Below are 11,404 nucleotides of genomic sequence, written 5' to 3' on the forward strand. Positions count from 1 at the left end.
AGCCGCTAACAGCGGCGAGCACCCTCCACAGGTTGTTGCTCCCGCCCCGGTGATCACGGCCGGGCGGCTCTTTCAGCGTGCCCGGCTCCGCAACAACCATGGAGCAAACAGTGCCTACCTATCGAGGCGGCCGTCATGAGCACGGCCAGAACTTCCTGACTGACCCATCCACCATTGCCACGATCACACGACTCGTGGCTGCCACCGAGGGCCCGATCATCGAGATCGGCCCCGGTGCCGGAGCACTCACCACCCCGCTGGCCCGGCTTGGGCGACCGGTGACAGCCGTCGAGATCGACACCCGGCTCGCCCGACACCTGACCCAACGACTACCGTCGCACGTGGAGGTCGTCGCCGATGACTTCCTGGCCTACCGGCTTCCCACGTCTGCGCATGTGCTCGTCGGCAACCTACCGTTTCACCAGACCACGGCCATACTGCGCCGCATTCTGCACGCCCCGGCATGGACTGATGCAATCGTGCTCGTGCAATGGGAGGTTGCGCGGCGCAGAGCGGGCGTCGGCGGTGCCACGATGATGACGGCGCAATGGGCGCCTTGGTTCGAGTTCACGCTGCACAGTCGTGTTCCCGCTCGCGCGTTCACCCCGCGTCCGGGAGTCGACGGCGGAATCCTCACCATCCACCGTCGCGAACATCCGCTGCTGTCCCCGACACAGCGACGCCAGTTCCATGCCCTAGTCCACCGCGTCTACACCGGCCCCGGCCGCGGGCTGGCCCAGATCCTCGCGCGCACCACCTCACTCGGGTCACCACAGACCGCACAGGCGTGGCTGACACGCCACGGCATGACCGCTGCAGGGCTCCCGAAGGACATGCCCGTCGAGGCATGGGTGGACTTGTTCAAGACCACCGGTTCTTCACCGCCTGCACACCGTGCGCAGACGCAGCAGGTGAAGTCGAGGAGGCGCCGTCGATGACCATCGCTGCGCGGCACCAGGCCTGCCGCTACACGTCAACAGCTAGGAGTGCCACGGAGCAACGTTCCGGTGAAACATCCACAGAACTGGCAGCGCGGCTGCTCGCAGAAGCACCTCAACGGGATTGGCGGCTCCGTGACCTTGCCGCGCTGGTTCACCTCTCGGTGTCACAGCTGGGCAGAGCGTTCACACAACGATTCGGGATGCCGCCCATGCGGTACCTGGCTCACATTCGGGCCCATCGGCTGGCTGAGCTCCTGGTCGAGACTGATCTTCCAATCGGCGTCGCCATGACAAAAGTCGGGTGGCGCAGCCGTGGGCATGCCGCACGGCAGTTCACCGACGTCGTCGGAATCAGCCCGTCCGAATATCGGCGCACTGCGATTGGGCGCACTCTCACAGAGACCAGCCCGTGGCCATCAGCAACGCAGGGCAGCCCCGAATCAAAAGACCCCTCACGACAGGAGTGCCGTGATGCCGTCGGAGAGAATCTCGCGTGAGCTGATGTGGTGCGTCGCGTGGAGCCGCGCATAGGTAGGAGCTTGGTCAGGGTCAATGGCGACGCGCTTCTCGTCAGACGCCATGGGTGCGGTCAGCGAGGAGCCAATCACCAGGTTGGACAATCGGTAGGCAGTTCCCAGCGGATCCGGGGTACCCGCTTGTTCGAGCAGGACGCACATCCGCTCGGAAAGGGCCAGGTACGCCGGGCCCCTGGGAGCGCGCATACCGATGACCTGACCGGCCCACCGGTGGGTCGTGAGGTGCGCGAAGAAGGTGTGCATCAGGGCAGGCAGGTCGGCGTTGCGGATCGACTCGGACATCACGGGATCGTCTGCAAGCGCTATGTCGAGGGCGAGGTCGAACAGATCGTCGACGGATTCGACGCGGGAGTACAGGCTGGCTGGAGCGACACCCACCTGTTGCGCCACAGATCGCAGGGTGAGGGCCCTCAACCCGCCTTCGTCTAGTAACCGTACCGATGCCCTCGCAACCTCCCCGATGTCCACTGCGCGGAGACGTTGCACAGGTTTGCGGTGTTCCCAGTAGCTCACCCCACCAGCCTAACCAAACACGCTTCAGTTAGCTATCCATTTTATGTTAGGTTTAGCGCATGCTGGATGCCACCACCCTTCCGATCACCTATGAGAACACTCGCCTACGCCCCCTCTCAGAGCTGGACGCAGACACGTATGCAGCCGGCACCAAGGATGAAGCTGTGCGGCGCTTCGGCCACCTGCCCGAGCCCGACTACACCCCCGAGTCCGTGCAACGCATGATCCGCGAAGAAGTTGCGGCGGGCCTGTCGTCGGGCACCTTGGCAGTCCTCGCACTTGCCGACGCCGAGACGGACCGGTTCGTGGGCTCCTTGGTGCTCTTCGACGTCAGCTCCCAGGCCGCCGAGGTCGGATTCTGGATTCACCCCGATGCACGCGGAGAGGGGCACGCCCGTCGAGGACTGGAGCTGGCATCGCGCTTCGCACACAACAGTGGACTTCGAACCTTGACGGCACGCACACTCCCGGAGAACAAGGCCTCCCAGCGATGCTTGACGACCGCAGGGTTCCGTGAGGTCGAGCGATCCGCAGGGACCACGCCCGCAGGACAGTGCGAGGAACTATTCCATTACCGGCGCGACCTCAAGCCCACCGCCCAGTGGCCGTTGGCGACGGAGCGGCTTCGGCTCCGTCCACATAACGCCCACGATGCCGAATGGCTTCACGAGCTGTACTCGCGACCCGACGTTGCCCGCTACCTGCTGGACGAGCCATGGACCGCGGAAGTCACCCACGACAAGCTCACCGAACGCCTAGCGAAGACCGATATCGATGGCGAGAGCGGTGCGCTTGCCCTAGTCATCGAGCATGACGGCGTCCCGATCGGAGACGTCACCCTCTGGCTCACCGATCACGAGCACCGCCAGGGCGAGATCGGGTGGGTTCTCGACCCGGCGCACGGTAAGCAAGGTTTCGCCAGCGAAGCCGTCCGAGCAGTACTCACCCTCGGGTTTGACCAATACCGGCTCCACCGCATCACCGCGCAGATGGACGCTCGCAACAGCGCCTCGGCAGCACTCGCTCGCCGCGTCGGGCTCCGACTCGAAGCACACCACGTCCAGGACTGGTTCAGCAAGGGCGAATGGACCGACACCCTCATCTTCGCGCGGCTTGCCACCGAAAACAAGTATCAATGATCGAGAGCCTGGCTTTCGTATTCCCGCACGCGGCTCCCGAATCTGCCGAGCCCTGACAACGTATCGGCACACTGAAAACCTGAGCTAACCCAAGCCCCCGCACCGGCATCGCAATGCACACGGTGACCCACTCTCCCGCCGCCTCGCAGATTACTGCCGTCGCTTCGATCCTCTACCTGGCCGCGTCTGCCCGGACGGATACCAGTACCAAGGCTACTTGTCCACGGCAGCGGCGAGCGTGCGGCACCGTACTCAGTGGGTGGTTGCCGTCTGCTGGTATAGCGCTCCAAAGCGCATCCAGCGTCAGCGTGCCCATATCATGACGCTACCCGAAGAACATTCGCAACCAATAGCCCGGATGCATCCACCAATGCGTACACAGAGTCAGTAAACAGCGGCAACGAACCGGTACTGAGCGAAACGATGACCTGGGCGATAACGACTGGAGCGGTGCTCGAGACTATGCCCCAGTGGCGCTTGCGCAAACCGGCAGGAGCCTCTGCATCCAGATCGGCATGCGCATGGTTGTACCGCGCACCCATGTTTACTTTCTCAGGCCGCTCCCGAGCTGTAGTTCCGGCTAGCGGAGACTCAACGACAGGGTGTGGACGTTGCGGGAGGTTTGTCGAAACTTGCCCCGCCGGTGGTTCGGATCGGTTCGATGCACCAATCGATTCGCATCCGCGTGCTCAAGGCCAGCCGCAAGGAGCCGCTCCCGCGTAGGATCCCTCGGCCTCGACGTGGCACAGAGACAGTACGAGGCAGGCGCCAGGCAACTGTTGCTGTCCGATCGGGCAAGATGGATCCATGGAACTAGATCGGGTCAGCGATGAGCGGCTGCGGATTCTGTCGTTCTGGTGGATGCTGGAGCTGTTCAGCCCACAGCAGGTGCCGGCTTTGACGCGTCGAGCAACCCGCCCGTCGGATAGTCAGGTGATCGCGTGGCAGGTCGGGGATCCTCTTCCCTGGGAGGTGCTGGCTCCGCCCGAGCCGTTCAACGGGACGCGAAGGGTCTGGCGTCACACCGTGTATCTGGGCGTTTACAAGCTTGAGGCAACTTACGAGGCGTTGGGTCGTGTGTTCGGCGAGGATCCCGATGCCTACGACAAGCGGCCTGAGGGTGAGAGCGCCTGTGCCGGGCTCCTGATCGATCACGACGGTCGTCTCATCACCGATTCGGCGGTGCTGTCTTCGGCGCTCTGGGCTGCCGGTCGTACACGAGATCCAGGACCGAGCAACCCGCGCTGGATGGACGGGTTCGACGAGACCGCGGCAAAATTCGTCGACTCGATCGACGCATTTGAAGGCGCCCGCCGTGATGCCGATGGTGGAGAGCAGCCCCCGCCTTACGACTCAGACTCGCTGAACAAGTTACTGAAGCTCTCCCATGTCACTGCCGGAGTCGACGGCTTCGATGACCTCGCGGTCGAGCGAGTGGTCATCAAGAGCGTGGCGGTGTCGGCACAACGAGCCGAGGACGGCACGGACACCGACTTCTTGAACAGCTTCTACCTCGACGATCTCGCGGCCGTACGCGACCATGTCGCACGCGGAGATCTCGGCCCCGGCCTCGCCACGTATCTCACCGGCGACCAGACACTGCCTGTGTCCGAACGGATCGATGTCGTCACACACCCGGACGCGGTCGACGCAGGAACCGGGATCGAGCGCCTCCCCAAGGGCCGATGGCCGGCTAACCCGAACCACTCGCTGGCCCTGAGCCAGCAGTTCTCCGTCAATCGAGCGCTGAACGACCTCGGGCACAGCAGTGCTCTAATGGGCGTCAACGGTCCGCCGGGCACGGGAAAGACGACCATGCTGCGCGATATCCTCGCAGGGAACGTCGTCGAGCGAGCCCGACGACTCGCAGCGCTGACTCGGCCATCGCATGCCTTCACCGAAGTCACCCATCGATGGTCCGACGGCGAAGGCCCCGACCGGATCGTGCGCCAGCTCAAACCCGAGCTGACAGGGTTCGAGATGGTCATCGCCTCGGCGAACAACGCGGCCGTCGAGAACGTCACCATCGAGATCCCCGACGAGAACGCAATCGAAGCGCCGTGGCGCGGCCACATCGACTACTTCGGTGATATCGCGACCGAGATCCTCCAAGACGTGACTGGCAGCGACTCCACCAGCAACGCGACACCGCCAACAGCCTGGGGTCTCGTCGCCGCCCGACTCGGCAAAAAGAAGAACCGTTCGGACTTCCGCTCAGCGTTCTGGTTCGACGAAAAGGACCCCAAGACCAAGCAGCCTGTCGAAAACGGCGTCCCGAGGATGCAGACAAGGCTGAGGCAGTGGCAAGACGGCGAGGTCCCCTATACGCCCTGGGCGCAAGCACGCGAGGCGTTCCACGCTGCCGAACATCGCGTCGACGCACTCATCCGGCAACGCGCTCAGGCCCAAGACCGGCTCCGGCGAGTCCGAGAACTGGCCGAACGGGAACGCGGTCTGGAATCAGCGATCGAACAGGAACTCCGAGGTCTGAACCGGGCCCAACACGATCTGTCCCAGCATCAGCCGGTTCAGCGGCAGGCAGACGCAGTCCGAACGCAAGCTACCACCAGCCACGACCGGCACTTCGCCGCTAAGCCCGGCGTGTTGGAGACGATGTTCTCCTTCGGACGAGCCGTCCGAGCATGGCGCACCCGCCTCGTCGACCTCGCGCGAGCACTGGACAGCGCTGAGCAACACTATCTAGATGTAGTTGGTCATGACGTTGTCGACACGGGTGTGGAGGCGTGAGGCCGGTGGCTGGTCACTGCAGGCGGTGTGGGGTCGATGATAGTTGTAGTGATGGTTCCAGGTTTTCAGAGCTTCTCGCCGTTGTTATTCTGACGTGTAGGGCCGGGCATAGAGGCACTCGTCAGCCAACAGCCGGTTGTAGCGTTCAACTTTGCCGTTGTGTCGTGGCGTGTACGGGCGGGTGTGTTGGTGCCGGCCGCGGAATCCTTTGATCGCGGTCTTAAACACGGCTCAGCTGTAGCAGGATTCGTTGTTAGTAACCAGTCGTCTGTTGTGGATGATGTCCCGGACGCGGTTCAGCCCGAGCCGATCAAGCCAGCGAGTTACGGTGCGTTGGCTGCAGTGGATGTGGCGTTGGCGCATCAGTTCATGGACGATGCGACGTGCGGACCATTTGTGTTCGCGATGCCATTGCTTGATCAACGCGCGACCGTGGGTGCAGGGACCCGGTGCGGAGCGCTGGAGCGGTCTTCCAGCCCGTTCGGCCCGAACTGGCGGTAACAGCCGACCCATTTCGACAGTGTTGAACGAGCGATGTGGAACTCGACAGCCACGTGCGCGATCGGACGGTTGTGTTTGAGCACCTGGTCTACGGCTCGTTGTCTTCCCTCAACGGTCAATGGGGCGTTACGGTGGGTCATGGAACGGGTCTCCTTTCGGAAGACGGATGTTTAGACACATGCCATCGTGCCGACCACGCACGCCTGGTCACCTCTGCTACCGACGTCGAAGGATGCACACTGACCGCCATACCCAATGTCAGGGGTTGCCGGCTGAGCTCGCTCACCGCGCGGTGCCGGCGGCTGGTCCGCCGGCACCGGTCTCTGTAGCTCCACGGGCGGGTTGTGGGGATTCACATCATCCGTTTGGACATACTCGGACCTGTTTATAGAACACCTGTGCCACCAGGCGCGTCCCACACTTGGAGGTTCACTGCGGTGCGGCGCGACGTGACGTTTCCCACTGGGGCACCGTATCTCCATTGCTCGCGCTCGCGGCGGGGTTTTAGTTCTGTGTGCCGTGACATGGTAGTCACCACCATCGCGGGTTGAAGGAACAGGCTCGTGACCGGAACGATGGGAGGGTGTCTCGCATCAGAGGGTCCCGGAGGAGATCCGTTCTGTGCCCCTTCACCCGGTTAACCAACATCCGCGAACAGCCCATCACCTGCGAGGGCCCCGTTCTGATATGTGCCACACAGTTTTGCACCCCAACTAGCATCGAGCGCTGGAGTCTGGGCGTCAGGGTTTACTGACATGCAGTAGCAGCGCCTGCGCCGCGAATTCGGCAGCTTCGGGGCCTCCAAACACGGGGTGAAAATCGGGGTTGGTGGTGTAGAGGTGTGCCATTCCCTTGACCATGGCGGTCGCGGCTGCCGAATCGTTGGCGTGAGTTGGCGTGCCAGGGATTTGCGTGAACCATGCCACATGCGCGGCGGCATGCTCCTGTGCTTCAGGGCTCGACGGACTGTAGCCCGCCGCATGCAGCTCGCCCCAACGGGCGAGGAGTTGCTCGGCATCGGCCTGAAACCGTTGCTGTTGCGCGAGAGTCTTCTCGTGCCACCACCGGTTGGATGCATCGAATGCCGATTGCCCCCACTCGGCCACAACTTCGGCCTCATAACGATCATTGAACCCCTCAAGCATCATGTCCACGCGCGGCTTGCGTCCCGCGCGACGCATGGCAATGGTGTGCTCCACGGCCTCGATGCGTCGATCCAGCGCCTTGCGATCGTGCCGTAGCTTGATGAGGTGCCGCTCTAAGGCGGGTATTTCGTCGGCTTGGTCACGCTCGGAATCGAGAACGGTAGCAATTTCATCCAAAGAAAGCCCTGCATCACGCAACAACAAGATCCGCTGGAGACGCGCCACGGAGGTTTGCCCGTAATAGCGGTAGCCGTTGGTACCGATGCGGTCAGGCTTCAGCAGCCCAATTTGGTGGTAGTGCCGCAAAGCCCGCGGGGTTACCCCGGCACGTTGAGCCAGCTCCTGAACGGTCCACTCCACGATTGACTCACTCTCATCAGTGCCCGATCGCTTCGAACCCCAACCGCGGCAAGGCGACGGCTAGGATGTCGGCTGCGGGCAACGTCGCGCACTCTGCCGCGCTTCGACCTGACACACGCAGGTACTCGCCAACAATACGCGCACCAGCAGCATAACCCGCACCAGTGGGCAGCCCAACGGGTTGCGCACCGAACAAGCGTGCGCTCGCATCGCCCAGCACCCAAGCGCTGAAGTCTTGCATCCCGGTGACATCCAGACCCTCAACCACTCGTTCCAACACTTCGTCGCTCGCACGAGTCTCGTCACTGACGAAGTGGGTGAGCCCCCGCGTACCGCAGATGTCGACAGCGAATAGCTCGGCCAACCCCTCAGCCACGACGTGCTCACCCACGGTAACCGTCTGAGGGTTCCACAGCACTCCGCTGGGCGAATAGCGCACATTGTGGTGCAGTTCGTGCAGGGCAATCCCTTCCAAGCGATTCAGCACCTCTGAGGTTGGCCAGATGGTGATCGTAATGAAACCACTGATTCCGCCGAAAGCCGACAGCCCTCGAAGCTCATCCATAAAATGCGTGTTGCTGGGGTCGCCGAGTACGAGCAGCACCCGAAGGTCTGGCATGCGCATACTCGGATTAGCTGCAGCCAAACGATCCAAGCCGTCATGCAGGGCGAGTTCGATCCGTTTCCAGGCGTCGGCTGATTCCAAGGTGCGCAGGGCTTCAAGGATCACATCATTTGGAGTTTCGTGTCCAAAACCGAAGTTCTGCGCATGCACCTGGGCAAAATCAGGATTGCCTGCCATGAAAGAGTACATATCGGTCATCGGCGCCCACAGGTCACGGGCAGCCTCATCCCATTCCCCGGGCAGAGCCTTCGCGAGGCGCCGCATTCCAGCGAGGCTGTCGATCATGAAAATTGTCATGCTCAATACCGTAAACATTGACGTAGCGAGAAGGTCAACTGTCTTCTCGATGTGCGCGTCAGATCAGCAGGGCTGCGGTGCCGGAAGCGGAATGGATTGGCCTTCTTCGTCTGCCTTCCGGGCACATCACCCCCAGAGTGTGACACCTTTTGCCGGTGCTACACTTGCTCCATGCCAACCACCAAACCCCGCCATGCTGTTACCGAGACGCCTGAAGTCGCCGAAGCGCTGCGCGCTGCCGCACTGAGGTGGCCGGACGACCGTGACAAGCCCGCTCGGCTACTGCGACACCTGATCGAGGAAGGCCATAAAAGCATCGTTCCAGCTGCCACTGAGCGCCAGAACAACCGGCTGGCCACAGTGCGACGGGTAAGCGGTTCCTACACTGGCCTCTACGAGCCAGGCTATCTTGACGAACTGCGCTCGGAGTGGCCCGAATGATTGCCCTCGACTCGGGGGCGCTCATCGCACTGTTCGACGCCAACGACGCGCACCACAGTAAAGCCGAAACACTGTTCACAACTCACATCTCAGAGCCTATGACCATCGGGCCGATTAACTTGGCAGAGGTGCTAGTCAGAGCCGCGCGCGAAAACCGGGATCACGAGATGCTGGCCGACCTTCGAGCTCTCGACGTCACCACAACTCCCCTGCCAGATGATGCCGCCACCCGACTCGCGCGGCTTCGCGCAATCACCAGGTCGAAGATGCCCGACTGTTGTGTCCTGCTCACAGCCGAACAGACTTCGGCCCGCATCGCCACCTTTGACGAAGGGCTAAAGGCGTCAGCGCGAGCTCTCGGCATAGAAACCATCTGATTCCCCACGCGCCAAGAGCGCGATACCCTCACAGGGGTCAGTTTTGGTCGGTGGAGCTAACGAGAGGCTTGTGGAAACATGCCCATCTACCGTCCGGCAGTTCGAGCACCGCATCAACCTCGAGCCCGGTCTGGGAGTCACGCCACGATGACGGCGTCCCGGCGATTGGTTGTGCGCAGACTTGAATGTCGCGCATCACAAGCGACTCGAAGTGGAGGCCTGCCGCCGGAAGATCCTGCCGCAGGGCATCACTCCCCGCGCCAAGCGCAGCGACAAGTCTGTGAATACTACCGGGATTCAGGCGTGGCCCGAGACCGGGAACATCGATTTCCACAACGGTGCGCAGGTAGTCCCGCAGCCACAACGATGCCTCGTGCTCACCTGCTTCAAGCAGATCTGGCGATCCGCCCGGCACCGGAGTGCATCCTCGAGTCATGCCGCGGACGAGAGGAGCCGGTCAATACATAAAGCCCCTTACCATCTTGATCGTCGACCCCGCGACGCACGCAATTCCACAACTCCGGAGTTTCCTGCCACTCGTCGAACACGATAGGCGTTGGATTGTTGAACAACTGATCGGGCGCCACCTGCAGGGCGGCTCGCGTAGCGTTGTCAACGTCCATGCGGTGCACCGTACGAGCGATCTGCTCAGCGGTCCTCGTTTTCCCGACTGCCTTAGGCCCGTCGATGAGCACCGCCCCCATGGCCGACATACTCTGTGCGAGTTCACCATCCACAACACGACGTCATGACTCAACTCGATAATCGGTCGTGCTTGAAATCGACATTTTGTCGCCGACGATACACCACTGACGACGGAGGAGTGCGGTCCGTCACGGGTTGCCTGCAACTCACCGCTAGCATTATCGGCATGACGGGCCATCCACCGGCATCCCCCTACGGGTCTGCGCGCGATCTCCCCTCAGTCAGGGAGTTGGAGCAGCAGCTGGCGGCGTTCAGACTGCTGCGATTCTTGCTGCCACGAGACCAGCGAAAAGAACTCAAACGCCTCCGAAAAGAGCATCGGCGGATCACGGATATTGTCGACGCATTCTACGCCCTACTGGGCCCCCGCAGCTGGGTCTTCACTGACGATCTAAATCTAGAAGCCATCGCTGAAATCATCTCAGCTCAAGACCCTGAGGTCGCTGAGCGGCGGCTCATCGAGTATTACCAAACGCAGGATCGAATTTCATTCCCGCTTCGCCGCCTCAACCGGTTCGACGAGATGCGGCCGCGCATGCCCTTGCTCCAAAAAGCTCTGATTGACTACGAAGCAGGTCGCTTCTACAGCACCGTTCTCGTTTTACTCTCAGTTATGGATGGGTTCGTCAATGACTTGGACACCGCCCAACGCAAGGGGTTGCATGCGCGGTCACCCGAGGACATGGTTGCTTGGGACAGCGTCGTTGGGCACCACCTCGGCCTCAGCCACGCCCACCAGTCATTCATCAAAGGCCACTACAAGATCAACGTGGATGAAACCACCGAACTTGCCCGTAACGGGATCATGCACGGAACACTGGTGAACTACGACAATGAAGTCGTCGCAACAAAGGCATGGAACAGATTGTTCGCAGTGGCCGACTGGGCCGACTCCCGAAGACGCCAAGCAGCTCCAGTTGAACCCGGCCCAACGTTTCACGAAGCGCTGGCACGTTGGTGCGAAGTACAAGCAGACAAGACCAGACTTGACCAATGGGAACCCCATGAACATGAGAAGGGATTGGGCTGACCCCGTTTCGTAGGTCCGGTGGTTCTGAGAGTCGTCCTGTCGCCCG

At 61.9% G+C, this 11,404-nt stretch carries 12 protein-coding genes and 1 pseudogene; 7 read left to right on the forward strand and 6 right to left on the reverse strand.

From position 1 onward, the window contains the following. Positions 1-110: 110 nt before the first annotated feature. Complete coding sequence (gene erm, locus RQ865_RS08840; protein ID WP_230972669.1) at positions 111-938, forward strand: 23S ribosomal RNA methyltransferase Erm; 828 nt, start codon at positions 111-113, stop codon at positions 936-938. Further along, entirely contained in the window at positions 935-1,438 is a 504-nt protein-coding gene (locus tag RQ865_RS08845; RefSeq protein WP_230972670.1) for a helix-turn-helix transcriptional regulator, read from the forward strand. The genes erm and RQ865_RS08845 overlap by 4 nt, the downstream gene beginning before the upstream one ends. Here the strand turns inward: RQ865_RS08845 and RQ865_RS08850 are convergent. Next, a complete protein-coding gene (locus tag RQ865_RS08850) occupies positions 1,394-1,990 on the reverse strand; it encodes a helix-turn-helix domain-containing protein (RefSeq protein WP_311478918.1) in 597 nt (198 codons plus the stop codon). The two genes, RQ865_RS08845 and RQ865_RS08850, sit on opposite strands and share 45 nt — an antisense overlap. A gap of 59 nt (positions 1,991-2,049) precedes the next feature. Between RQ865_RS08850 and RQ865_RS08855 the strand changes: the two genes are divergently transcribed. Beyond that, positions 2,050-3,129, forward strand: coding sequence for a GNAT family N-acetyltransferase (locus RQ865_RS08855; RefSeq protein ID WP_311478920.1), 1,080 nt, complete (start codon positions 2,050-2,052; stop codon positions 3,127-3,129). Positions 3,130-3,936: 807 nt separating this feature from the next. Continuing rightward, entirely contained in the window at positions 3,937-5,877 is a 1,941-nt protein-coding gene (locus tag RQ865_RS08860) for a hypothetical protein (protein ID WP_311478922.1), read from the forward strand. Here RQ865_RS08860 and RQ865_RS08865 read toward each other — a convergent pair. The 3 genes and pseudogenes from RQ865_RS08865 to RQ865_RS08875 form a co-directional block, all read right to left on the reverse strand. Beyond that, a pseudogene (locus RQ865_RS08865) lies at positions 5,830-6,518 on the reverse strand (integrase core domain-containing protein). The gene RQ865_RS08860 and the pseudogene RQ865_RS08865 sit on opposite strands and share 48 nt — an antisense overlap. A 600-nt stretch (positions 6,519-7,118) precedes the next feature. Further along, the gene (locus RQ865_RS08870) at positions 7,119-7,883 is read right to left on the reverse strand and encodes a MerR family transcriptional regulator (RefSeq protein ID WP_311478924.1); all 765 of its coding nucleotides are present in this window, start codon (positions 7,881-7,883) and stop codon (positions 7,119-7,121) included. 16 nt (positions 7,884-7,899) lie between these two features. Continuing rightward, positions 7,900-8,805, reverse strand: coding sequence for a DUF2268 domain-containing putative Zn-dependent protease (locus tag RQ865_RS08875; RefSeq protein WP_311478925.1), 906 nt, complete (start codon positions 8,803-8,805; stop codon positions 7,900-7,902). A 171-nt stretch (positions 8,806-8,976) separates the two neighbouring features. Here RQ865_RS08875 and RQ865_RS08880 point away from each other — a divergent pair, with 171 nt between their 5' ends. After that, the gene (locus RQ865_RS08880; protein WP_311478927.1) at positions 8,977-9,246 is read left to right on the forward strand and encodes a hypothetical protein; all 270 of its coding nucleotides are present in this window, start codon (positions 8,977-8,979) and stop codon (positions 9,244-9,246) included. Continuing rightward, positions 9,243-9,623, forward strand: a complete 381-nt coding sequence (locus RQ865_RS08885) for a PIN domain-containing protein (protein WP_311478929.1) — start codon at positions 9,243-9,245, stop codon at positions 9,621-9,623. Before RQ865_RS08880 ends, RQ865_RS08885 begins: the two co-directional genes overlap by 4 nt. A gap of 37 nt (positions 9,624-9,660) precedes the next feature. Here the strand turns inward: RQ865_RS08885 and RQ865_RS08890 are convergent, their stop codons facing one another. Together RQ865_RS08890 and RQ865_RS09835 are read right to left on the reverse strand one after the other, a co-directional pair. Next, complete coding sequence (locus tag RQ865_RS08890) at positions 9,661-10,059, reverse strand: DUF4143 domain-containing protein (RefSeq protein ID WP_311478931.1); 399 nt, start codon at positions 10,057-10,059, stop codon at positions 9,661-9,663. Continuing rightward, on the reverse strand, positions 10,010-10,336 hold the full coding sequence (locus RQ865_RS09835; protein ID WP_399521825.1) for an AAA family ATPase: 327 nt from the start codon (positions 10,334-10,336) through the stop codon (positions 10,010-10,012). The genes RQ865_RS08890 and RQ865_RS09835 overlap by 50 nt, the downstream gene beginning before the upstream one ends. Positions 10,337-10,557: 221 nt before the next feature. Here RQ865_RS09835 and RQ865_RS08895 point away from each other — a divergent pair, with 221 nt between their 5' ends. Continuing rightward, the gene (locus RQ865_RS08895; RefSeq protein ID WP_311478933.1) at positions 10,558-11,358 is read left to right on the forward strand and encodes a hypothetical protein; all 801 of its coding nucleotides are present in this window, start codon (positions 10,558-10,560) and stop codon (positions 11,356-11,358) included. Positions 11,359-11,404: the final 46 nt, after the last annotated feature.

This window comes from uncultured Gulosibacter sp., from assembly GCF_963509965.1.
GTDB lineage: Bacteria > Actinomycetota > Actinomycetes > Actinomycetales > Microbacteriaceae > Gulosibacter.

Coding starts and splice junctions, on each gene's coding strand:
- RQ865_RS08845 (WP_230972670.1), top strand. CDS start 935: ATGACCATCGCTGCGCGGCACCAGGCCTGCCGCTACACGTCAACAGCT.
- RQ865_RS08855 (WP_311478920.1), top strand. CDS start 2,050: ATGCTGGATGCCACCACCCTTCCGATCACCTATGAGAACACTCGCCTA.
- RQ865_RS08860 (WP_311478922.1), top strand. CDS start 3,937: ATGGAACTAGATCGGGTCAGCGATGAGCGGCTGCGGATTCTGTCGTTC.
- RQ865_RS08875 (WP_311478925.1), bottom strand. CDS start 8,805: ATGACAATTTTCATGATCGACAGCCTCGCTGGAATGCGGCGCCTCGCG.
- RQ865_RS08880 (WP_311478927.1), top strand. CDS start 8,977: ATGCCAACCACCAAACCCCGCCATGCTGTTACCGAGACGCCTGAAGTC.
- RQ865_RS08885 (WP_311478929.1), top strand. CDS start 9,243: ATGATTGCCCTCGACTCGGGGGCGCTCATCGCACTGTTCGACGCCAAC.
- RQ865_RS08890 (WP_311478931.1), bottom strand. CDS start 10,059: ATGACTCGAGGATGCACTCCGGTGCCGGGCGGATCGCCAGATCTGCTT.
- RQ865_RS09835 (WP_399521825.1), bottom strand. CDS start 10,336: ATGTCGGCCATGGGGGCGGTGCTCATCGACGGGCCTAAGGCAGTCGGG.